Consider the following 23366-nt stretch of genomic DNA (forward strand, 5'->3'; position numbering starts at 1 on the left):
ATAAAGGAGATATTTAAAATGGAAACTATGATAGGAACAAGTTTTCTTAACGAAATTGCAGATAGACTTGAATTACCAGATTCAGCTTACGAGAAAGCAGAAGAAAGATATAAAGACATTGGCAGTTGGCTAAGCCGTGAAGATTCTGAATGTAAAGATTTTTCGCCGCACATTTTTTCTCAGGGGTCTTTTCGGTTGGGTACCGCAAATAGACCACTTAATTCAAAGGAAGAATATGATTTAGATTTAGCTTGTAATCTGGAAGAAGGGATCTCAAAGGATAATTATTCGCAGGCAAAACTTAAGAATTTAATAGGAAAAGAACTTGAGTTATTTAAGAGTGCACGGGGAATTAAAGAGGGTGTTGAGGAAAAGAAACGATGTTGGCGATTGACGTATGCCGATAAGATAAAATTTCATATGGACATTGTTCCCTGCATCCCTGAAAATGAGGATCAAAGACGAATTATTAAAAAGGCAATATTGCTTGAAAGCAATGATGAGTTTTTATCAGAATCAGTATCTGAATTAACTGTTGCAATTACAGATAATACTCACCCAGAGTATTTTTCAATTAGTAATAATTGGAACATAAGTAACCCCGAAGGATATGCCAGATGGTTTGAAACAAGAATGAAACAAGCTTATCAGCTTCTTCAAGAAAGAGCCAAGCTATATAAATCTGCTACAATAGATTCAATTCCAAATTATAAATGGAAAACTCCATTACAAAAGTGTGTGCAACTATTAAAAAGGCATAGAGATATTATTTTTAAGGATGATCCTGATGTTAAGCCAATTTCTATAATTATTACTACGCTTGCGGCAAGAGCATATCAGGGAGAAAATAATCTTGAAGATGCTGTACTTAATATTCTTGATAGATTTGAATCCCTCGTTTTAGCTAAAACACCTCGTATTCCTAATCCAGTTAATCCTGCAGAAGATTTTAGTGATAAATGGAGTTCAGAAGAAGGCCGCGAATTGAAATTAGAGCAAAACTTTCGGAAATGGTTATTACAAGCCCAAGTGGATTTTAGAAAAATTATTACATCACAAAATGCTGATTACTTAGTAGAACAATCAATAGAAAAATTTGCTATTAAAATGGACAGAAATGAATTAGCAAAGAAATTGGGTATAAGTTTAAGCTCAGTTAATATTATAAGTCCAAAGCACCATGAAATTATTGAAAAGTCAAAACCCTGGCAAAGATGCTAGGTTATTACAAACTGATAGGTATGGTATAGTGCAATTTTTAAATGATTATCCTAAAATGGTTATTGTCCCTTCTAGAGAGGACGGATTAATTATTAGTGGAATGTTTTCTTTTTCTGCCAGTCAAACTGGTAGTTTAACCATTTTAGATGATTATCATCTCAAGATCATTATACCTGATTCGTTTCCCAAAACTATACCTGCTGTTTATGAATTAGATAATAAAATTCCAAGAGATGGAAAGCATCATATTAATCCTGATGATACACTTTGTTTAGGATCACCTCTAAGGTTGAAATTTATTTTATCAAAATGTAAATCGTTAATTGGCTTTGCTGAGAAAATATTAATCCCATATTTATATTCTATGTCTCACCAGCGTTTAGTAGGTGGCGACCTACCTGCTGATGAATTAGAACATGGTGAGGAAGGAATAATAAGAGATTATTATGAACTGCTTAAACTTAATTCACCCGAACAAATTAGATTGGCTTTATTACTTTTAGGAACGAGGAAACGTGTTGCAAATAAAAAATTATGTCCCTGTAATTGCGGAAAAAGATATGGAAAGTGTAAATATCGCAAGGTACTTGAGGAATACAGATTTTTAGCAAATAGAGGTTGGTTTAGAAATCACGCAAGAAATTTAGGTGGCTATAATAGATGAAAATTAATTAACTATAAAATATGAAAGGAGGCCCCTATGCCTAATGGAAATGTACATAAAACCGCAGGTGCTATTTTAGGTCCACTAGCCTATTTAGCTATTCACAATAATTCGCAGCAGAAAGAAAAAGTTGATCTTGGCGAATTACTTTTATCTTCTGGAATCGGATTGAGCACAGCACGAATACCAGACATACTTGAGCCAGCTATCCATCCAAATCATAGGACTTTCTTTCATAGCTTTGTGTTTGGAGTGATCTTATGTTTTATAATTGTTTATGCATGGAACGATTTGAAAGCAAAGAGATGTGAAAGAAAGGTAATGGGTATTCAAAATTGGAGTAGATATGAATTTTTAGATATTATCATAATGATTGGTGTTGGTTCCATTCTATTACACTTAATTATGGATGGATATACACCTAGAGGGATACCAATTATTTAATAAAAAATTGAAAGGTTAAAAAAATGGCTAAAAGAAAAAATCAAAGTGACCATGATGATATGGTTAAAACAACAGTTAATTATATCGTTAGCAATCTATATACTGATGAAAAAGCTGATATAGATGATTATGAAACACCGACAAAAATTATTTGGAGTAAAACTAATGATGGTCATGTTCCTGACGTTACAGCAAAATATAAAGATGTTGAACATATTTGGGAGATTGAAACAGAGGATTCCATCTCACTTGATCATACAAAAAGTCAATGGCAATTATTCTCGACATTTGCGACACAACATTATGCAATATTTCATATAGTTGTTCCCGAAGGTTTTTCTTAAGAAGCTGAGAAACAAGCTAACGAGTGGGGTATTAAAGCTGAATTTCACGAAGTTAAATAGCAAAAAAACTAAAACTTTAAGGAGAAACATTATGAGTAAGAAAAAAGATAGAATTGTTTAAAGAAATCAAGATGGTGATTGGGTAAATAAAAAAAACATCGCTGATAAAGCATCATCTATACATAAAACACAGAAGAAAGCAGAAGATGCAGCTAGCCAAATACTTAAACATCAGGGTGGTGGTGAATTAACTACCAAAGGGCTTGATGGTAAAATTCGTAGCAAAGATACAATTGCACCCGGCAATGACCCGAATCTGCCAAAGGATAAAGATCATTAAATAATATTTTGAAAAACACTTCAACCTGTAGAATTTTTTTTTACTCTAAGTGGATTCTAATTTAAGCATTATTTCAAAGTTGAGTTAGTCAATGCAAATAACTAAATTTATGTGCTATTAAGATAAGAAACGAACAATAGTATAAGTTAGAAATTTTAAATTAAATGCAAAAACCGGAAGTTATTCAGCTACTAAAAAAAATTCTTAATAATCCATTAGCAGAGTTCAGATTTGGTCAGTGGGAAGCAATAGACGCGGTTGCTAATCACAATAAAATACTGCTTTTAGTTCAGCGGACTGGCTGGGGAAAAAGTATTGTATATTTATTTTCAACAAAAATTTTGAGGGATAGTGGAAGAGATATAACGCTTATTATTTCACCACTGCTGGCTTTGATGCGTAATCAACTTGATGCAGCGAAGCTTATCGGAATAACTGCAGAAACAATCAATTCAGCAAACACAAGAGAATGGCAGCAGGTAATAAACATAATCAAATCTGATAAAGTTGATGCACTATTAATCTCACCGGAAAGACTTGCAAATGAAAATTTTATTGAAGAAGTGATAATTACGCTTTCAGATAAAATTGGTTTGTTTGTTGTAGATGAAACCCATTGTATATCCGATGGGGTCACGATTTTAGACCTGATTACAGAATAATAAAAAAATTATGGCGAAGTTCTTAAAGAAGAAAAATGAATAATTCCATTTTAGTTACTAAAAGAGTAAAGTCATCTCACTGACATCTGCTTGATTTAAAAAATATTATACACTATTTTTGTGCGCTTAAAAATTTGGGCCCATAGCTCAGTTGGTTAGAGCATCTGACTCATAATCAGAGGGTCGGTGGTTCAAGTCCATCTGGGCCCACTTAAAAAGGCTGAAAGTCTGACGATTTCAGCCTTTTGTTTTTATTAAAAAGAAATTTCTGAAAAATTGTGTTATGGTAATTCCGAAATAGCTTCGGATGATAAGTTGAAGAATCTGAAAAGAATCAAACCTTGACAGATGGGATAATATTCTAATCTATTTGTTTTTAGGAATAGTTTTTTAGGAACTCTGCAAAAAATTAATTCTGTAATGAAATATTCTACACTCATATCTAAAAAAATATCTAAAGAACCAGAAATTATTGGAAGAGATAGATATTTGAATTCAGCAGTACTAATACCAATTGTTGAATTGAATGGTGTTGAAAATTTACTTTTTCAAAAACGTTCTTTAAAAGTAAGACAACCTGGTGAAGTTAGTTTTCCGGGTGGTCATTATGAAAGTCAAAAAGATAATGGTTTTCTTTCAACAGCTCTGAGAGAAACTTGTGAAGAACTCGGAATTGAAAAAAAGAAAATCCGGATTCTTGGTAAACTTGGTACTTTTATTGGTCCTATGGGAGTTATTGTTGAAGCATTCATAGGTAAACTTAAAATTAGCTCACCTGAACAATTAAATATTGATACAAATGAGGTGGAAAGAATATTTGTTTTACCAATAGATTTTTTTTTGCGTATAAATCCACTTGAATTTTTCACTCGTGTTGAACTGCATCCAAGTATGATGAATGAAAATGGAGATAAGTTGGAACTTCTTCCGGTTAAAGATCTTGGTTTACCTGAGCGTTATGCTTTACCCTGGACAAACGGTAAACATCGTGTACTTGTTTATAAAAACAGCGAAGAGACTATCTGGGGTATTACCGCTGAATTAGTATTTGAATTGATAAATAGAATAAAGTCTTGTATTAATGAATAATTATAAACATATAATCTGGGATTGGAACGGAACTTTGTTGAATGATGTTGATTATAGTAAAAATATTATCAACAAAATTCTCTCAGATAATGATTTGCCAAAATTATCTTTACAAAAATACCGTGAGATTTTTACTTTTCCGGTTCAGGATTATTATATAGCTGCAGGATTAGATTTTTCAAAAACATCTTTTGAAATTCTTGGTAAAAACTTTATTGATGAATATGAATCAAAAAAACTCACTTGCAATTTATATGATAATGCTGTTGAAATTCTTAGTTTAATTCATCAGAAAGGTGTTACCCAGTCAGTTCTTTCAGCATATCTGCACGAAAATCTTGTAAAGATTTTAGAACATTATAGTTTAACGAAGTATTTTGACTACGTAAATGGTTTAGATAATATTTATGCCGGCAGTAAGGTAAATATTGGATTAAAGCTGATTGAAAAGATTGATCTGCCTGGTAATGAAATCTTATTTGTTGGTGATACTTTGCATGATGCAGAAGTTGCAAATGCTATGGGTGTTGATTGTGTTCTGATTGCGAATGGTCATCAAATAAAAGAGAAATTGGCATTAAAGCACGATAAGGTATTTGAAGATCTAAATGATTTGAAAAATTATTTATCACTGGATAAAATGTAAGTGTTAATTTATAATGACAAAACAACGAAAAATATTGGCAGTTAATTTAAATTAGTTTACAAGCTTATATCTACCTGCATCTTAAAAAAAATTAATTTTTAATCAACAAACTGCGATTCTTCAAAGCTTCTTCAAGAGTATTAAAATATCCGACTCTTACCCTGTACCATGTTCCATCAAGATCAGGTGAATTTGCAATAACTACAAAAGAATTGAAGCCTTTATTCTTTAGTTCAAAAGATTCGTTTTCGGCTTTACCTTTGTTTCTAAATGAAGAAACCTGATAACAATATAGATATCCATCTGTAAAAACCATTTTGCCAACATTTCGTTCAACAGATGGATTATAAACTCTTGATGAAGAAAGGTCAACTTGTTTTTGCTTCTCTGTTGGTTTGATCTCTGTATTAACAGTACTCTCATCATTATTATCTATGAGTACGATTGCAACTCTTCTGTTAAGTGTTCTGCCTGTTTCTGTGCTGTTATCTGCAATCGGATAATCTGATGAGTAGCCAGCAGTAAATAATCTTGATTTATCAATTCCGTTAGTAATAAAATAATTGTAAACAGATTCAGCCCTCTGTTTTGACAGCTCCAAATTTTTGTCATATCTGCCGGTATTATCGGTATGTCCTTCAATCTTCCATTTAGTATCCGGATAATCATTCATAACTTGCAGAACTTTTTGCAGCTCAGAATAAGCAGAGTTAAGAAGATTTGCTTTACCAGTTTCAAAATTTACTGCACCGCTTAAAATAAATTCAGTTTTTTTTATTGGCTCATAAACTTTTTCATCTATTGGGCATCCCCATTTATTGACTTCGGTACCAATCGGAGTATTTGGGCAAAGGTCTTTGTAATCTGGAACTCCATCACCATCAGAATCTTCCGGGCAGCCTCTTTCATCTACTTTTACTCCTTTGGGAGTATCCGGACATAGGTCTTTATAATCTGGTACACCATCCTGATCTGAATCAACAGGACAGCCTTTTTCATTGACCGGAATGTTTACAGGAGTATTGGGACATTCATCTAAATAGTCCGGTACACCATCTTTATCTGTATCAACAGGACAACCAAAATCATCAACAATTACAAACGGAGGAGTATCCGGGCATAAATCATATTCATCTCGTACTCCATCTCCATCTGTATCTTTTACTCCGCCAAAATAAAATGTCAATCCGGCAAGAGCATGAAAATAAATATCCTTATCTGTGCCTAATTGAAAGCCATCAAGTAAATCAGAGTTTACATAATTAATTCCTGCAGCCAGTTTCATCCCAAAATAATCACTAAAAAGTATCTTCGTTCCAAACTCGCCGGTTAATATCATTTTATGCGGACTGAAAGCTGTAACTGATGGAATCAATGCATTACCATTTTTATCTCCTGGTTCAAAATATAAATACGATATACTGCCGAAAAGATATGGTATAAATGATTTACCGATAGCATAATTAAAAGATGATCCAGCACCAAATGAATAGATAAGAGTTCTGTAATCAGCAGTTTGAAAACTCGAACTTGCTCCCCCTTCTCCGGTTATATAACCTGCAGTTCCGATTATTTCAAACCCAAATGTTGCCGGAGAGAGAGTAGGGAAATAATATTCAAGCGATGCTCTTGTAAGAAAATCTATTCCATTCTTCTTAAAGTCAGTTCTGCTGTAGGTAATTCCGCCATCAACTGAGAGACCAAATTTGTTTGAGAGTGGATGAAAGATTTTAGGTTCATAATGTCTTTGAGGTGTAACTTCAAATGTTAAAAACACAACGAATATAATCAGAAAGAAAATTCTCATTTTATTTCCCTCTATAATTATGGCAATAAAGAAAATTATAGTCCGTAAAATAATGTAAATGAAATTGAATTATTAGACCCAATCATAAAAACAGGTTCTCGAGTTGCTGCCTGATCATTTATATCTGAATAAATATAGGATCCTTTTAATATAAGATCGTGTAAATATTCGTATGTAAATTCAAAGCCTAATCTGTTTTCTGTTCTTAATGGCGGATAGAGGAATGGTAGTTCAATTTCTTTCATTCCCGCGTAAGCATAGTATATTTCTTCCAATCCACCTTTTCTAATATACTCATTATAAAGTTTAAATTTCAATCCGCGCAATAATTGGAAATCTAATTGAATCCGGAATTGATCAGCGTTTTGACCTAACCAATGACCAAGCGAATATTTTAAATGCTTATAATTTGTTACTTCATTCTTATGCTCATATACCCATGGATTTAATCGGGTATATTCTATTGATAAATCAAGATTATCGAATACCAGATCAACAGTTTTTCCGCCAAGAGTAAATCCAATCCATGTATTTCGAAAATCATTATCAAGTATGTTTCTTATTTCAGTTACATCAACCAATAAAGTAGAATACCATTTGAAGTTAACTGGATATTTTACTGCGATGTCAAAATACATTACTCCATTTGCATCATTAACATCACCTCTTCCGGAGTTGTGATCAAGAAACTTGAAGAACATAAATGGTAAAAAGAATTCAGGTCTTAATCCACCTCCATAAACAACAGAATTTCCGGCAGATACATCAAGCCATTGAAATGGAGTTAATGTTACAATGTTTGCAGCAATGTATTTAGGAATATAACTTTTAATAAGTGTTTGGCTTATTGAACCAGGATAAGAATTGTAGAAATAAGCTGAATCATAAACCTGAGAACTCAGCCAGCCATGTATATACGAAAATCTTAACCATTCAACTGGTTTCAATTGTAATTGAATATACGGGTATGAAGGTGATTTGTCGGATAATATTAATTGTCCGAATTTTCCATGTCCCCATTGCAAATAATCTTTAATCAATGAAACGCTGCCCCATCTCCAATTAAAATTTATACTGCCTTTGGCATCAGAATACTCTATACCATTTGGTGCATTTTTCGTCCAGGCACCGCGCAGTGGAGAGAAGTATTTATTTTTATCAACGTTATCGCCAAACTCACCTTTATCACGAAGATCAAAACTAAATCCGAACCAATCAGCATAGCTTCCATAAGTAGAAATTCCAATAGAACGTGAATGACCTGATAATTTATTTGTGGTGGATATTCCGTAAGAAGCAATGGGAGAAAATTTAATATTAAAAAGCGAATCACTATAACTAAATAAATACCATCTTTCATTTAAGTCAGAAAAGAAATTCATTACAACACTGTTCTGTTTAGATAAAGACGAGCTTAATAAAAAATCAATTTCATATTTGTATTCCTGACAATAAAATTTTAAGACTTCAAGCTCCAGATTATTTAGGGCGGACTCTTTTTCTGAAAACAAATTAACCACTTCAACAATTTTACCGGCTATATAATTTCTGGAAAATGGTTTTACTTCGTCATCAAGTTTGATAATACCTTTTAAATTTAATTTTTCAAGAAAATCATATATCCCATTTTCTACAGGTACATTAACAACCTGAGAATAAATATTAGAAGAGTTTTGAAAAACAGAAACTGAAAAAGACAGAAGTCCGGTTAAGAGCAGAAGATATCGAGAGAAATTTTTCTGAGAATACAATGATTTCACTTAATAATAATATTGTGGATTAAAAATACTAATTCTAAATCGATATAGTTACCGTATTTGAATAAAATTGCGTATTAACCAAAATGTATGATGATTAGTAATTCTTATGCGCTTCTTTTCCGATTGAATACAATATTTATAGTAATTTTAATTAAATATTTTATGTCAGTTTTAATCGGGTCTTTATCAAATAAATCTAAATATTTTTTTTCTGAAGCTTCAATTTCTTCTATTGTTGTTGGTAAATCAGCGTAAAATGGCGGGATTAAACCGGGTTTATATTTTTTCCTTCTTTGTTGAAATTCCGGTGAATACAATGATAAGTAATGTGCACTGACAGGTCGTACGCCAACAAGCTTCATTTCCCATTTAAATAAATTTACAATCATTGGAATCTCATCTATCCAAAACTTTCTAAAAAACTTGCCCCAGCTGGAAATTCTAAAATCATTATTAAACTTACCACCATCAGAAAGATTATTTTGTTTATAAACCAATTCCTGCAGATATTCCGAATAAGGGTGCATAGTTCTGATTTTATAGACAAATATTTTTGTTCCATCTTTACCAATTCTTCTCATCTTGAAAACCAAACTATAAGAAGGGTTCTTGTCTGTTGATGGTTCTTTAACTTTTCTTACTGCAAAATAAACAAAATTGTTTATCTCAGTCAGACTAAGTATTTCAAAACCGCAGAAAACTAATCTGCCTAAAGTTTCTGCAAGTGAGATAGCCCTGTTTTTGCCTTTGGATAGTAAAAAATAAAATTTTCTAAGAACAGGCAGTTTTGGAAATACTCTTTTCCAGATAAAATCAAAAAGATAGAAAACATTGGCTATCAAGAATGGATAATTTTTCTGAAAATTTTTGTAATGATTTTTGATTGGTATTACACAGCCTAAATAAACACCATTTTTAACTAATTTCAAATTAACTAATCTGAAATAATCATTTATTCTTATAAGATCATTTAGTTTGTGAAGATTAACTATCAGCTCCATTGATGAGTTACCTAATACATCAATGTTATATCTATCTGCAGACCTCAATATCAAAGTTTTATTTGCATCAAAGGACTTTAATTCCACTTCTCTTTCTAAAAAATTAAATACTTCCGGAAACTCTTTGAAATATTGAAACTGAAGTTTTTGTTTTGTGACAGATTCAGACACCTGACTGTTTATTAGTCTGTACCTTCCGGCATAAGATTTCTTATTTGAAGAAATTGCCGGATTTCCAAGTTCAAATGTTTTTAGAAAAATATTGGTAACTTCATCTGTAGGGTATGGCAAAGTTCTAACATATAAAAACAGAAACATTATAAATGAAACACCTGAATAAACAGAAACTGATTGAATAAAATAAGGCCAATAATCATCTTTGATATTTATTGTAAACACTGCCAATGTAATGACGGATAAAATCAGAAGATAAAATTTTATTTGCAAACCGGCTGCTGCCCAATTGTTTGACGATTGTTTTAGCGGATTGAATTTGTGCGTAAAAAGTGCGGCGAAAAACCAGCTGAGAAATATTAGAATTATAACTATCCAATGTCTTTCATTAATGTTTTGAAATCCGACTTTATTTATTATGAAAAAGTAAATAGAAATAGTTAAGAGAATAAAATCGGGTATTGTGTATCTCCAGGAAACTGGATTTCTTTCAATGATTTTTATTATTCCTTTGTTATAAGAAATAAAATAAAAGTACACACTTTCAACTGCTACGCCTGTAAGCATTGAGCCAAGAATAACATATCTTGAAAGATTTTCGGCATTAATATGCAAAAGAAAGAATGTGAGCGAACCAAGGCTTAATATTATTGAGATATATATTTTCCGTAATGATTGAGAATACTCATGTTCTCTTGTTAGAAATGCCTTATTAGCAATTATGGAAGAAAAAAATAATGACATTAAATAATAAGCAAAAAGAGCCTGATATTCTGATTCAAGCAAGATTGTGCTTCGTTTGTAGTAATGCCAAATAAAAAACGTTAAACTATAGATTATTAAACTGACAGCAGTATTTCTTAAAAAGTAACCAGATTTTCGGTTTTTAAAACCATTATTTCTATAGAGCCCGGTTTCTTTATTCTTTTGTGTAGCTAATAGTATATCTGAATTATGAATTTCCATAAATATTAAAAATAGATTTTATAATATATCTAAAAATCTTAAATATTAAGAAAATCATATCAGATAATTTTTTGCAAGGATTATTTTAGATTTAAATTAATAAATCCACATTAATCCAAAACTAATTTCCTGTTCTTTTGCTTACAAAAATTGTTACACTATACTATTGCATTAATTGGTTTTTTTTACTGCACTCTTTATATTTGAAACAATTTTCAAAGGAATTAAGCAGGATTAATGCAGAAAATCAGAATAAGCGATTTAGGAAATTTTGTAGGGCAGGAAGTTACACTTCAAGGTTGGTTATTTAATAAAAGATCAAGCGGTAAAATTAAGTTCATTATCCTACGCGATGGCTCAGGTTATTTGCAATGCGTTTATTTTAAAGGTAATCTTTCACCAGAAGTTTTTGATATAGCTGATAAAATCGGTCAGGAATCATCAATTGAAGTTACCGGAAAAGTAAAAGCGGAACCAAGAGCTACCGGCGGATACGAACTTGATGCAACCGGATTGAAAATTATATCTGAAGCTCACGATTATCCTATTACTCCCAAAGATCATGGAATCGAATTTTTATTGGATAACAGACACCTTTGGTTAAGATCCAGTAAACAAGTTGCTATTATGAAAATAAGGCATAGGATTGTAAAAGCAATCAGAGACTTTTTTGACGACAGAGGATTTACTCTGATGGATCCACCAATTTTAACTCCTAATGCCGTTGAAGGTACATCAACACTTTTCGAAACTCCGTATTTTGATCTTGGTAATGCTTACTTAACTCAATCAGGACAGCTTTATGCCGAAGCCGGTGCAATGGCGCTTGGTAAAGTTTACACATTTGGTCCTACATTTCGTGCTGAAAAATCCAAAACCAGAAGACACTTAACAGAATTCTGGATGGTTGAACCTGAAGTAGCTTTTAATGATCTGAATGACAATATGGATCTCGCAGAAGAATTTCTTGAGTATATTGTTCAAACTGTGCTGAAGGAAAAAGCGAATGAATTAAAAGTATTGGAAAGAGATACAACAAAACTGCAGAATGTTAAGCGTCCTTTCCCGCGTGTTCACTACGATGAGGCAGTTGAAATCCTGAAAAAAAATGGAATAGATTTTAACTGGGGCAATGATTTAGGCGGTGCTGATGAAACAATTGTCTCAGAACAGTTTGACAGACCTGTTATGGTTCATCATTATCCAGCCGAAGTAAAAGCATTTTATATGAAAAGGGATCCTGATTATCCCAAATATGCCCTTGCTGTCGATGTACTTGCCCCAGAAGGATATGGCGAAATTATCGGCGGTAGCCAGAGGGAAGATAATCTTGATTTTTTGTTGGAAAGAATCAAAGAGCATAATCTTCCGCAAAGTGCATTCGAGTGGTATCTTGATCTAAGAAGATTTGGCTCAGTTCCGCATTCAGGATTTGGGTTAGGTCTCGAAAGAACAGTTAGCTGGATTTGCGGCTTGGATCATTTAAGAGAGGCGATTCCTTTTCCAAGAATGATTTACAGGAATACTCCCTAACAATTAAAATTGTATAAATAAACAATAGAAAAGTTTAAATGAATTTAGAAGTATTTTTATTTTTTGTTTTTGGTATTATCGCTGCTGTTACAGCAGTTTTAATGATAACCAGGCGCAATCCTGTAATATCTGCATTATTTCTCATTCTTAATTTTGCAGCACTCGCCGGTTTATACATAACTTTAAATGCTCAGTTTATTGCAGTAACCCAGATTATTGTATATGCCGGGGCAATAATGATATTGTTCTTATTTGTTTTAATGCTCTTAAGAACAGAAAACCAGAAAAAACTTTTTGAGTTAAATCCAAAAACCAAAATCTTTGCTATGATAATTGCGTTCGTTGTTTTTGTACAACTTGTTTACATGATATTTTTTGCAAGTCCGTCAGCAAATGTTTCAAAAGATGTTTCAAAAAGTGTTGAAGCAGGAACAATAGAATCTATCGGCAGGGAATTATTTACAAATTACATAGTTCCTTTTGAAGCCGCAGGGTTTTTATTACTTGCTGCAACAATTGGCGCATTAGTATTAGCAAAAAAGAAATTTGATTAAAGAGTTTATTATGATTATTACAATTGAATATTACCTGATCTTAAGTGCATTTATGTTTCTAACGGGTGTTGCAGGAGTGCTTATAAACAGAAATGCAATTGTTGTTTTTATGAGTATAGAATTAATGCTCAATTCTGCTAATCTTACATTAGTTGCATTTTCTTCTTTCCTTGGAAATTCAATTGGACAGTTATTTGTGTTTTTTGTAATGACTGTGGCTGCTGCAGAAGCTGCTGTAGGTTTAGCAATTATTATTGCGATTTTCCGTAATAAGCTTACAGTTAATATTGACGAAATAAATATTCTTAAGTGGTAAAAACCAAAATATATTCTTATGCGTGATTTAATTTACTTAACTGTTATACTTCCTTTACTTGGATTTTTAATCAACGGGATTTTTGGAAGTAAGATAAAAAATGAAAAACTGATCGGAATTATTGGAAGTGGTGTGGTTGGTATTTCATTCATAATAGCGCTAGGTGCCTTTTTCGAAACACTTGCATTACCATTAGAACAAAGGCAGAAGATAGTAAGTCTTTTTAGCTGGATGGCTGTTGGAAAGCTTAATGTCAGTTTTGCCTTTCAAGTTGATCAGCTTTCATTAGTTATGGCATTGGTTGTAACCGGAGTAGGATTTATTATCCACGTTTATTCAATTGGTTATATGCATGGAGATAAAGGTTACTGGAGATTTTTCTCTTACATGAATCTCTTCATCTTTGCTATGATGAATCTTATACTTGCAGATAATTTTGTTCTGTTGTTTCTTGGATGGGAGGGAGTAGGACTGTGTTCTTATTTATTAATTGGATTTTGGTATGATAGAAAGTTTGAAAAAAGTACTGTTGCTGATGCTTCCAAAAAAGCATTTATTGTAAACAGAGTTGGTGATTTTGGATTTCTGCTTGGTATGTTTTTAATCTATATGACCTTTGGTAGTCTTAATTTCAATGAAGTTTTCTCACGTGCTGTTTCATTCAGTGTTCCGGCTTATGTGTATGGATTTATTGCTATCTTTTTATTTATCGGTGCAACAGGTAAATCAGCTCAGATCCCATTATTTGTTTGGCTGCCGGATGCAATGGCTGGTCCAACTCCAGTCTCTGCGCTTATTCATGCCGCTACAATGGTTACTGCAGGAGTATATATGGTTGCAAGAACATCAATTATATATGCAAGTGCACCTCAGATAATGATGGTGATTGCCATTATCGGAGCTTTAACTGCATTTTTTGCTGCTACAATTGGTATAGTTCAAAATGATATAAAGAAAGTTCTTGCTTACTCAACTGTTTCACAACTTGGCTATATGTTTTTAGCGATGGGTGTTGGTGCATTTTCTGCCGGAATCTTTCACGTGATGACACACGCCTTTTTCAAAGCACTTTTATTTCTTGCCGCCGGTTCAGTAATCCATGCAATGCATGAAGAACAGGATATTCAAAAATTCGGCGGGCTGAAAAAGTATATGCCTCGAACTCATTTTACTTTTTTAATTGCTGCTTTGGCTATTTCAGGTATTCCACCATTGTCCGGTTTCTTTAGTAAAGATGAGATATTATGGTTCTCTTTTGCTAACAGTGGATTATTTTTATGGATAATTGGAGCAGGAACAGCAATGATGACTGCCTTTTATATGTTCAGACTCTATATATTAACCTTCGATGGTAAAGAAAGATTTGGTAAAGATAAACATCCGCATGAATCGCCTTCAGTGATTACTATTCCGTTAATTGTTTTAGCTGTACTTTCTGTTATCGGTGGTTTTATTGGTATTCCCGAAGTATTTTCAGGTGAACACGGTAATCAATTTCATAATTGGCTGGCTCCAATTTTTAAAGATGCAGATCGTAAACTTGCCCATTTCAGTATGCACTCACATTCAACTGAGATTTTATTGATGGTTCTATCCGTAGTATTTGCTCTCAGTGCTATTTGGTTTGCACGATATGTATATCTTAAGAAGCCGTCAATTGCATCAGATACTGTAAAGAGATTTAAAGGATTATATAATCTTTTATGGAATAAGTATTTTGTTGATGAAGCTTATGATGCTGTAGTTGTTAACCCAATTGTTCAAACATCAAAATCTTTCCTTTGGCAGATAGCTGATAATAAGATAATTGATGGAGTTGTAAATGGTTCAGCTAAATTAATTGACATATTTTCTGTTAATATCAGGAAATTACAAAATGGTGTTGCGCAATTTTACGCCCTGGTAATGGTGCTCGGAATTGTAGCAGCTTTTTTCTGGATTATTTTTAGTTTATAAAATGGAAAACAGTTTACTACTTACATATTTAATTCTGACACCATTTATTGGTTCATTCCTTGTCTTGTTTTTTAAAAAGGGACAAGAACATCTGATTCGTTATACTGCTTTAGTAATTTCAACTATTGCTTTTATTATTTCAGTTATAATCTATTTTCAGTTTGATGCTGCTAATGCCGGATTTCAATTTGTTGATAAATTTCAGTGGATTAATGGACTCAATATCCATTTCCATATCGGCATAGATGGAATGTCACTGTTGTTGGTATTACTTACTACATTTCTAACACCCTTAACTCTTGTTTCAAGTTGGTCAAGCATAGAAAGTAAAGTTAAGGAATTTACATTTTTCTTTTTAATGCTCGAAGTCGGGATGCTTGGTGTATTTATTTCACTTGATCTGTTTCTATTCTATGTATTCTGGGAAGCAATGTTGATTCCAATGTATTTTATTATTGGTATCTGGGGTGGAAAAGAAAGAATTTACGCTGCGGTTAAGTTTTTTATTTACACTATGTTCGGCAGCTTATTAATGCTTGTTGCGCTTATATGGTTAGCTGTTTATGCAATTGGTCCATTAGGTTATTTTACAACAAATCTGATTGAGTTATATGCTGTTGCACCTCAAATACCAATGAATATTCAGACCTGGATGTTTATCGCATTTGCTTTCAGCTTTGCAATTAAAGTTCCTGTTTTTCCATTGCATACCTGGCTGCCCGATGCTCACGTTCAGGCTCCAACCGCCGGTTCTGTTATTCTTGCAGGCGTTTTACTAAAAATGGGGACTTATGGATTGTTGAGATTTAATCTTCCACTTTTCCCTGAAGTTTCTATCGCTGCAGCACCTTACATATCCATACTTGCAATTATAGGGATCATTTACGGCGCTTTAGTATCAATGGTTCAAACAGATGTAAAAAAATTAGTTGCTTATTCTTCAGTATCACACTTAGGATTTGTTGTCCTCGGAATATTTGCAATGACTCAGGAATCTATACAAGGCGCTATAATACAAATGGTTAATCATGGTTTATCAACTGGAGCGTTATTTCTTTTGGTAGGTATAATTTATGAAAGAACTCATACAAGAGAAATTTCTGATTATGGTGGTATAGCTAAACTGGTTCCGGTTTATGCATTCGCTTTAATGTTTGCCTCACTTTCTTCGGTTGGACTGCCGGGATTAAACGGATTTATAGGTGAATTTTTAATACTGCTTGGTTCTTTTAAATCGCCGGTTCTTGGAAGCTGGTGGTTTACAGTATTTGCAGCTTCCGGAGTTATCTTTGCTGCTGTTTATTTATTATGGATGTACCAGAGAGTAGTATATGGCGAGGTAACAAATCCAAAGCTTAACGGATTAAAAGACATGAACAACAGGGAAATATTTGTTCTTCTACCGATTTTTATTTTTATAGTTTGGATAGGAATTTATCCTAGTACTTTTCTAAAAGTTTCTGATAAATCTACTGCTAAAGTCGTAAAGCAGATGTATAATCCGGATAAAATCAAACCAGTTCAAATGGGCTTAATTCAATCAAATAAGTAAAGAAGTTTAAAGATTAATAATAATGTTTAATAACTATCAAGAATTTTGGAATTTGCTGCCGATGATAATCATCGCTGTTGGTATAATTATTTCACTGATTATCGAAATGTATTCAAAGAAAAGTGATGTTATAATACCATGGTTTTCTATAATAATATTTGTAGCGGCAGGCTTACACGCACTTTTTTATGTAAACGATGTTTCAATTGTATTACAAAACATGCTTGCTACCGGCGGTAATGCAAATATCTTTCATGCAATTTTTACTCTGGGTGCAGCAGTCGTAACGCTGCTTTCCATTGACTATCTGAAAAAATACGGTATATATTTTAGTGAATATTATTTAATTCTTCAGACCTCTGTATTGGGTATGATGCTGATGGCTGCAGCAAAAGATATTCTTGTAATCTTTCTTGGGCTGGAACTTATGTCAATATCATTTTATATCCTTGCTGGTATGAACAGGAAAAGATCAAATGCTAATGAAGCATCTCTTAAATATTTTTTATTAGGTGCATTTGCTACAGGATTTATAGTGTATGGAATTGCTCTTATTTATGGTTCTGCTCATACAACTTCAATAGATTTTATAACATCAAATTTTAATTTATTATCAGATAATTTATTATTTGTCGCTGGTGTTTTATTATTCTTGATTGGTTTTTCCTTTAAGATTGCTGCATTTCCTTTTCATATGTGGGTTCCTGATGTTTATGAAGGAGCACCAACCTCGGTTGCAGCGTTATTTTCTACCGGTGGTAAAGCTGCTGCATTTAGTGCAATCATAGCTACATTATTCGCTTTATTTAATAACGGAGGGCAAGGTAATTTCTTTACACCATTTCTTGCTGTTATTTCTGTTTTATCTATGTTCTATGGCAGCATTGTGGCAATTGCACAGGACAATATTAAAAGAATGCTTGCATATTCATCTATTTCACACGCTGGTTATCTGATAATTGGTTTAGCTGCTGGTAATTATGATGCAGCTGCTGGAGTTATTTTTTATCTGGCTGCTTACACCTTTATGAATTTAGGAGCGTTTGGGGTTGTAGCTTTGATTGAAGGAAAAGATGAAACTAATCTTTCAATTAATTCTTATTCAGGTTTAGGAAGCAAAAAACCTTTTTTAGCTGCACTTCTTGCTTTACTTATGTTTAGTCTTGCAGGTATTCCTCCTTTTGCTGGATTCTTCGGAAAGTATTATATATTTATTGCAGCTGTAAAAGCCAAGTTAACCTGGCTTGCAATTCTTGGAGTAATATCTAGTGCGATTAGTGTATATTTTTATATTAGGATTGTTGTACTGATGTATTTTAAAACTTCTGAAACTGAACTTGAATATGATGGAAGTAATAACTATATGTTTGCAATTATTCTTTCAGTTTTAATTGTTGTAATAATGGGAGTTTTCCCCGGGAGTTTTATTGATTTGGTTACGAAGTTTATTTAATTGTGGAAGAAATTTAATTTCTTCTCTCTTTCCTTTGGTTTAAGTATGATTCCACTTTATAATACATCCGATATCCGGCGTCTTGACTCTTTTGCTATTAAAAAGTTAAAAGTACCAGGTATTGTACTAATGGAAAATGCATCTGTTGGTATTTATCAAGCTATCACTCAAAAATATCCGGAGGTCAAATCAATTGGAATTATTTGTGGGAAAGGTAATAATGGAGGTGATGGGTTTGCAGTTGCAAGACATTTTTCAAATAACGATTTTGAAGTTAAGGTTCTAAATATCGGTGATGTAAATAGCTTGAGCGGTGATTGCAGAATAAATTTTGAAATATTAAAAAGATTATCATCTCATAGAAACAATCTTAAAATTAAATCATTCAAATCAATTAAGGATACCAATTGGTTAAAAAAATGTGATCTAATTGTTGATGCTATGTTAGGGAGCGGATTTACAGGAGAACTAAAAGAACCATATTACAGCATTGTAAAATCGGTAAATAAATTCCGGTCGGTTAAATGTGCCGTTGACATTCCAACAGGATTGGATTCTGATACAGGTTTTGCTGATTGTGTTTTTAATTCTGATTTAACTGTTACGCTTGGTGAATTTAAAAAAGGTCTTTTTATTGAGAGGGGATATCAAAATTGCGGTGATGTGCAATTAAAAGAAATTGGTGTTGGAAATGATTTTTTTAATAGCATTTATAACGATACATATTTATTAGAACCTGAAGATGTTTTTCAGGCACTGCCAAAGAGAAACAAATTGGTAAATAAATATACTGCCGGTAAAGTATTATCAATAGCAGGATCATATCAATATCCCGGAGCTGGTGCACTTACATCTCATTCTGCTTTGGTTGCTGGAGCGGGCGCATCAGTTCTCTATATACCTGAAAGTGCAAAAAAACTGGTACACAAAAGTTTAACCGAAGTAGTGGTTGAATCTTATGGAACTTCTAAAACATATTGTTTTAATTCAGATGCACTTAAGCAGATTAAAGAAAGAATTAAGTGGGCAGATGTTTTGGTTATTGGTCCTGGATTAGGCAGATCAGTCGAAACAAATAACGCAGTTAAAGAATTGCTGCTTAATAAACGATTTAAATTAACTGTTCTTGATGCAGATGCTTTAAATGCACTTGATGAGAGTTTTTTAGATAAGATTGATTTAAGTGATTGTGTATTTACACCGCATATTGGAGAATTTTCTAGTCTAATTAATACAGATATCAGCAAAATCCGTAAAGATATCTTAAAATACGGAAGAGATTTTGCGTTAAGACATAAGACAGTTTTAATATTAAAAGGTGCTCCAACAATTATTTTTAACAAAACCGGCGAAGCATTGATAAACACAACAGGGAACAGTGGTATGGCAAAGTTTGGTACTGGTGATGTTTTAACCGGTATTTTAGGCGGATTACTTGCACAAACAAAAAATATCGAAACAGCAGCTTTTACTGCAGTTTATCTGCACAGTCTTTCTGCTGATCTTTTGTTAAAGAAAAAGCCATTATCCAATTATCTTCCTACTGATATAATTAAAAATTTTCCTGATGCAGTAAAATTTATTGAGGGAAGTGTTGTATAGTTTTTTAGAAAAAAATAAAAAATATCTCATTCATCTGCCGTTGATAGTTTACTGGTTAATACTTTTCACCCTAACTTCAATGCCGGCTAGTGTAGCTATTATTACAGAATTCGGAGATAAAATTAGTCATTTTGGTGCGTATGGACTGCTAAGTGTGTTTTTATATTTAACAATGTACTTTCAGGATAAATTCATATTGCTTAAAAAATTTCCCGGGATATTTACAATAGTAATCGCATCACTTTACGGGATGCTGGATGAAATCCATCAGATTTATGTGCCGGGTAGATTTGCAGAAGTGCTGGATTGGCTGGCTGATTTTACCGGTTCGGTTTTAGCTGTATTAATTACCAGATACTTATTAGAATACATTAAAAGAACAGAATTTGAAAAAAGCAAATCAAATACTGGAACTTTTAAAAAATAATTTTGTAAAAGACTTGAAAAATTATTTGACAATAGAAAAACTCATTATTAAGTTAGCACCACTTAATTGCTAGTTAGGAGAAAAAAACAATGGCAATCAACAAAACTAAAAAAGCAGACTTGATGTCTAAGTACAAGAGAGTATTTGAAATCAGTTTAATTGTTTCTTTAGCACTTCTGATTGTTGCCTTTAAATTCTTTCCGGATTTCAAGGGACAGGAAGTAAAAATTGAAGGACCGCAGGAATTATTTCAGGTAGAGGATATCCAACAGACTAAACAGGAAAACAGACCACCGCCTCCGCCAAAGCCTCCAATTCCGATTGAAGCACCGTCTTCGGATGTACTTGAAGATATAGAAATTGGTGATACTGAAATTGATATTACTGAACAAATTGAAGCACCACCACCTCCACCGAAAGAAGATAAGAAAATTGTTGAAGAAGAGCCGGTTTATTTTGTTGCTGTTGAGGAAATGCCCGAACCTATCGGAGGTATTGGAGAGATTCAAAAGAAAATTGTATATCCTGAAATTGCTAAAAGAGCTGGAGTTGAAGGAAAAGTTTATGTTCTCGCTTTTGTTAATGAACAGGGAACAGTAACTGATGCAAAAATAATTAAAGGTATTGGAGCTGGCTGTGATGAAGCTGCTTTGGATGCTGTAAAGAAAACAAAATTTAAACCAGGGAAACAAAGAGGTAAACCAGTTAAAGTGCAGGTATCAATCCCTGTAGTTTTCAAACTGCAGTAAATTTTCAGGCGTCGTAATGACGCCTTTTTTTTTTTAAGTTGAAAACTCCTGATATAGATTAAAGTAGAAGATGGCAATTAAAAGTTTCTTTTTTATCTCATCAATCATACTGAAAATTTCTCCGCTCTAAACATTTCTTAGAAATAAAATAATTACTAACCATAAATTAAAATGCTAGACTAACGTCCTTTAACCGGAACAAAAGTCTTTGTAAGGAGTGAAATGAGCGTAATAATAAATTATTAAATCAATAATTCTTTAGTGAGTAAGGAGAGGAGCAAATGTCATTTAATAAATCAAAAAAAGCAGATCTAATGGCAAATTACAAAAGAGTTTTTGAGATCGGTTTAATCTTTTCTTTAGGTCTTCTTATTGTTGCATTTAAATTTTTCCCTGATATAAGAACTGAAGAGTTAGAGGAAGAAAAGCCACCGACAATTATAAGTATTGAAGATATTTTGCCCACTCAGCAAAATAAAATACCTCCGCCGCCTCCAAAACCTCCAATTCCAATTGAAGCACCATCTACGGAGGTTTTAGAAGATTTTGAAATTGGAGAGACAGAAATTGATATTACTGAACAGATATCGGCTCCACCTCCTCCACCAGCAGTGGATAGAAAAATTGTAGAAGTAGAGGATGAATTTTTTGTTGTTGTTGAAGAGATGCCCCAACCTATCGGTGGTATTGGAGAGATTCAAAAGAAAATTGTATATCCTGAAATTGCTAAAAGAACTGGAGTTGAAGGAAAAGTTTATGTTCTCGCTTATGTTAATGAACAGGGAACAGTAACTGATGCTAAGATAATGAAGGGTATTGGAGCTGGCTGCGATGAAGCTGCTTTGGATGCAGTAAAGAAAACAAAATTTACACCAGGAAAACAAAGAGGCAAACCTGTTAAAGTGAAGGTGTGGGTTCCTGTAGCTTTCAAACTGCAGTAAATTTTTGGGCGTCGAAAGGACGCCTTTTTTGCATCGGTTAGCTGCTAAAATTAAGTTTCATCAAACAATCAGAATTTGTATTTTAGCTTAGTTTTAATTTAAAAATCTTCATTGAAATTATGAATAAGAGTAAAAGCAGTAATAAGCAAAGCAGCATTTGGGCTTTTATCTTTATTCTGATAATTGATCTGGCATTTCTTTATTATCTAAAGTACCGAAATCAAAACATTAGCCTCAGTGAGTTTAATATTTTAAACTTTGGAAATTTGTTAAATCTGTTCACTTTTTTAATAATAGCAATCGGTTTACTAATCATCAAACTGAAGATAAAAAGCTTAAGCAACATTAATTATTTCTGGTTTTCGATTATGCTGCTTCAAGTTTTTCTAATTATATCGTTTCTACTTTATGGTTATAAACTTCCATTTGGCAAGTATTATGCGCTGGGACAGTCTGGCAACAGACTTTTTGTGGGATTTATTTATATGCTTTATCAGTTTTTACTTTTTGTATTTATGTTTTCAGTATGGTTATCGATCAATAAAACCAAGAACCTGATTTTTATCCGTGCAGTAATTAACTCTGCAATTCTATTTTTTGCAATAATAATTCTATCGTTTGTTTTTATTGTAGTGAAAGAAAATCAGTTTGATGAAAAACTAACAAAGCGTAAAAATGATAATATTGCAGTTGTTTTAGGTGCTGCTGTGTGGTCGGATAATAAACCTAGTCCTTCATTGGCAGCAAGAGTTGATCGGGCACTAAGTTTATTAGATACAGGTGAAGTAAATTCAATTTATCTTACAGGTAGTAATGCACCCGGAGAACTAGCTGAATCAGAAGTTGCTTATCAATATATAGAAAGCAAAAGAAAGCCAACTGAAAATATTTTTATTGAAAAGAACACAACTTCGACCAATGAACAAATAAGTTTTATAAAGAATTATCTTTTGAAAAAAAATAAAAATAAAAACATTATCATTATTTCTGATAGCTATCATTTAGTCAGAATAATTGAGATTAGTAAATTCCATAACATTAAAGTGCAGGCTGTTCCTTCAAAACTTAATTTGACTTTTGAAAACGCATTATATTTCAAATTCAGAGAAGCTTTGGCTCTTGTTGTGTTTTGGTTTTTTGCATATTAAAAAGTATTGGAGAGTTA

21 protein-coding genes and 1 tRNA gene are annotated in these 23366 nt (G+C 32.7%); 19 read left to right on the top strand and 3 right to left on the bottom strand.

Annotated features, from left to right (window positions below):
* Positions 1-18: 18 nt before the first annotated feature.
* From ROY99_09575 to ROY99_09610, 8 genes are all read left to right on the top strand, one after another.
* A complete protein-coding gene (locus ROY99_09575) occupies positions 19-1221 on the top strand; it encodes a nucleotidyltransferase (protein ID MDT3696628.1) in 1203 nt (400 codons plus the stop codon).
* Positions 1190-1885: a hypothetical protein gene (locus ROY99_09580; protein ID MDT3696629.1), complete on the top strand. Its 696-nt coding sequence runs from the start codon at positions 1190-1192 to the stop codon at positions 1883-1885. The genes ROY99_09575 and ROY99_09580 overlap by 32 nt, the downstream gene beginning before the upstream one ends.
* Positions 1886-1921: 36 nt before the next feature.
* Positions 1922-2329, top strand: coding sequence for a metal-dependent hydrolase (locus ROY99_09585; protein ID MDT3696630.1), 408 nt, complete (start codon positions 1922-1924; stop codon positions 2327-2329).
* A gap of 23 nt (positions 2330-2352) precedes the next feature.
* Entirely contained in the window at positions 2353-2673 is a 321-nt protein-coding gene (locus ROY99_09590; GenBank protein MDT3696631.1) for a hypothetical protein, read from the top strand.
* A gap of 504 nt (positions 2674-3177) precedes the next feature.
* A complete protein-coding gene (locus tag ROY99_09595; protein ID MDT3696632.1) occupies positions 3178-3675 on the top strand; it encodes a DEAD/DEAH box helicase in 498 nt (165 codons plus the stop codon).
* Positions 3676-3811: 136 nt separating this feature from the next.
* Positions 3812-3885, top strand: a tRNA-Ile gene (locus tag ROY99_09600).
* A 210-nt stretch (positions 3886-4095) separates the two neighbouring features.
* Positions 4096-4764, top strand: a complete 669-nt coding sequence (locus tag ROY99_09605) for a CoA pyrophosphatase (protein MDT3696633.1) — start codon at positions 4096-4098, stop codon at positions 4762-4764.
* On the top strand, positions 4757-5410 hold the full coding sequence (locus ROY99_09610) for an HAD family hydrolase (GenBank protein ID MDT3696634.1): 654 nt from the start codon (positions 4757-4759) through the stop codon (positions 5408-5410). The genes ROY99_09605 and ROY99_09610 overlap by 8 nt, the downstream gene beginning before the upstream one ends.
* A 91-nt stretch (positions 5411-5501) precedes the next feature.
* Here ROY99_09610 and ROY99_09615 read toward each other — a convergent pair whose 3' ends face one another.
* The 3 genes from ROY99_09615 to ROY99_09625 all read right to left on the bottom strand — a co-directional run bounded on the left by ROY99_09615 (position 5502) and on the right by ROY99_09625 (position 11118).
* Entirely contained in the window at positions 5502-7217 is a 1716-nt protein-coding gene (locus ROY99_09615; protein MDT3696635.1) for an OmpA family protein, read from the bottom strand.
* Between the two features lie 35 nt (positions 7218-7252).
* Positions 7253-8977: a capsule assembly Wzi family protein gene (locus ROY99_09620; GenBank protein ID MDT3696636.1), complete on the bottom strand. Its 1725-nt coding sequence runs from the start codon at positions 8975-8977 to the stop codon at positions 7253-7255.
* 104 nt (positions 8978-9081) lie between these two features.
* Positions 9082-11118: a sugar transferase gene (locus ROY99_09625; protein MDT3696637.1), complete on the bottom strand. Its 2037-nt coding sequence runs from the start codon at positions 11116-11118 to the stop codon at positions 9082-9084.
* 237 nt (positions 11119-11355) lie between these two features.
* Between ROY99_09625 and asnS the strand changes: the two genes are divergently transcribed.
* The 11 genes from asnS to ROY99_09680 all read left to right on the top strand — a co-directional run bounded on the left by asnS (position 11356) and on the right by ROY99_09680 (position 23349).
* The gene (gene asnS, locus ROY99_09630; GenBank protein ID MDT3696638.1) at positions 11356-12651 is read left to right on the top strand and encodes an asparagine--tRNA ligase; all 1296 of its coding nucleotides are present in this window, start codon (positions 11356-11358) and stop codon (positions 12649-12651) included.
* A 38-nt stretch (positions 12652-12689) separates the two neighbouring features.
* Positions 12690-13205: an NADH-quinone oxidoreductase subunit J gene (locus ROY99_09635; GenBank protein ID MDT3696639.1), complete on the top strand. Its 516-nt coding sequence runs from the start codon at positions 12690-12692 to the stop codon at positions 13203-13205.
* A 13-nt stretch (positions 13206-13218) separates the two neighbouring features.
* Positions 13219-13521 carry an NADH-quinone oxidoreductase subunit NuoK gene (gene nuoK, locus ROY99_09640; GenBank protein ID MDT3696640.1) on the top strand — a complete coding sequence of 101 codons (303 nt, stop codon included), beginning with the start codon at positions 13219-13221 and terminating at the stop codon, positions 13519-13521.
* A gap of 18 nt (positions 13522-13539) precedes the next feature.
* Positions 13540-15477, top strand: coding sequence for an NADH-quinone oxidoreductase subunit L (nuoL, locus tag ROY99_09645; GenBank protein MDT3696641.1), 1938 nt, complete (start codon positions 13540-13542; stop codon positions 15475-15477).
* Position 15478: 1 nt separating this feature from the next.
* On the top strand, positions 15479-17029 hold the full coding sequence (locus tag ROY99_09650; GenBank protein ID MDT3696642.1) for an NADH-quinone oxidoreductase subunit M: 1551 nt from the start codon (positions 15479-15481) through the stop codon (positions 17027-17029).
* Between the two features lie 22 nt (positions 17030-17051).
* Entirely contained in the window at positions 17052-18482 is a 1431-nt protein-coding gene (locus ROY99_09655; GenBank protein ID MDT3696643.1) for an NADH-quinone oxidoreductase subunit N, read from the top strand.
* Between the two features lie 45 nt (positions 18483-18527).
* Positions 18528-20084 carry an NAD(P)H-hydrate dehydratase gene (locus ROY99_09660; protein ID MDT3696644.1) on the top strand — a complete coding sequence of 519 codons (1557 nt, stop codon included), beginning with the start codon at positions 18528-18530 and terminating at the stop codon, positions 20082-20084.
* Positions 20077-20511 carry a VanZ family protein gene (locus tag ROY99_09665; GenBank protein ID MDT3696645.1) on the top strand — a complete coding sequence of 145 codons (435 nt, stop codon included), beginning with the start codon at positions 20077-20079 and terminating at the stop codon, positions 20509-20511. The genes ROY99_09660 and ROY99_09665 overlap by 8 nt, the downstream gene beginning before the upstream one ends.
* An 89-nt stretch (positions 20512-20600) precedes the next feature.
* On the top strand, positions 20601-21260 hold the full coding sequence (locus ROY99_09670; GenBank protein ID MDT3696646.1) for an energy transducer TonB: 660 nt from the start codon (positions 20601-20603) through the stop codon (positions 21258-21260).
* 281 nt (positions 21261-21541) lie between these two features.
* On the top strand, positions 21542-22201 hold the full coding sequence (locus ROY99_09675) for an energy transducer TonB (protein MDT3696647.1): 660 nt from the start codon (positions 21542-21544) through the stop codon (positions 22199-22201).
* 119 nt (positions 22202-22320) lie between these two features.
* A complete protein-coding gene (locus ROY99_09680; protein MDT3696648.1) occupies positions 22321-23349 on the top strand; it encodes a YdcF family protein in 1029 nt (342 codons plus the stop codon).
* The last annotated feature ends 17 nt before the right edge of the window (positions 23350-23366 follow it).

The sequence above is a fragment of the Ignavibacterium sp. genome (assembly GCA_032027145.1).
Lineage (GTDB): Bacteria > Bacteroidota > Ignavibacteria > Ignavibacteriales > Ignavibacteriaceae > IGN3.

Bases quoted from the DNA above. Each gene is read 5' to 3' on its own strand.
- ROY99_09575 (MDT3696628.1), top strand. From the start codon at position 19: ATGGAAACTATGATAGGAACAAGTTTTCTTAACGAAATTGCAGATAGA.
- ROY99_09585 (MDT3696630.1), top strand. From the start codon at position 1,922: ATGCCTAATGGAAATGTACATAAAACCGCAGGTGCTATTTTAGGTCCA.
- ROY99_09590 (MDT3696631.1), top strand. From the start codon at position 2,353: ATGGCTAAAAGAAAAAATCAAAGTGACCATGATGATATGGTTAAAACA.
- ROY99_09595 (MDT3696632.1), top strand. From the start codon at position 3,178: ATGCAAAAACCGGAAGTTATTCAGCTACTAAAAAAAATTCTTAATAAT.
- ROY99_09605 (MDT3696633.1), top strand. From the start codon at position 4,096: ATGAAATATTCTACACTCATATCTAAAAAAATATCTAAAGAACCAGAA.
- ROY99_09610 (MDT3696634.1), top strand. From the start codon at position 4,757: ATGAATAATTATAAACATATAATCTGGGATTGGAACGGAACTTTGTTG.
- ROY99_09615 (MDT3696635.1), bottom strand. From the start codon at position 7,217: ATGAGAATTTTCTTTCTGATTATATTCGTTGTGTTTTTAACATTTGAA.
- ROY99_09625 (MDT3696637.1), bottom strand. From the start codon at position 11,118: ATGGAAATTCATAATTCAGATATACTATTAGCTACACAAAAGAATAAA.
- asnS (MDT3696638.1), top strand. From the start codon at position 11,356: ATGCAGAAAATCAGAATAAGCGATTTAGGAAATTTTGTAGGGCAGGAA.
- ROY99_09635 (MDT3696639.1), top strand. From the start codon at position 12,690: ATGAATTTAGAAGTATTTTTATTTTTTGTTTTTGGTATTATCGCTGCT.
- nuoL (MDT3696641.1), top strand. From the start codon at position 13,540: ATGCGTGATTTAATTTACTTAACTGTTATACTTCCTTTACTTGGATTT.
- ROY99_09650 (MDT3696642.1), top strand. From the start codon at position 15,479: ATGGAAAACAGTTTACTACTTACATATTTAATTCTGACACCATTTATT.
- ROY99_09655 (MDT3696643.1), top strand. From the start codon at position 17,052: ATGTTTAATAACTATCAAGAATTTTGGAATTTGCTGCCGATGATAATC.
- ROY99_09660 (MDT3696644.1), top strand. From the start codon at position 18,528: ATGATTCCACTTTATAATACATCCGATATCCGGCGTCTTGACTCTTTT.
- ROY99_09670 (MDT3696646.1), top strand. From the start codon at position 20,601: ATGGCAATCAACAAAACTAAAAAAGCAGACTTGATGTCTAAGTACAAG.
- ROY99_09675 (MDT3696647.1), top strand. From the start codon at position 21,542: ATGTCATTTAATAAATCAAAAAAAGCAGATCTAATGGCAAATTACAAA.
- ROY99_09680 (MDT3696648.1), top strand. From the start codon at position 22,321: ATGAATAAGAGTAAAAGCAGTAATAAGCAAAGCAGCATTTGGGCTTTT.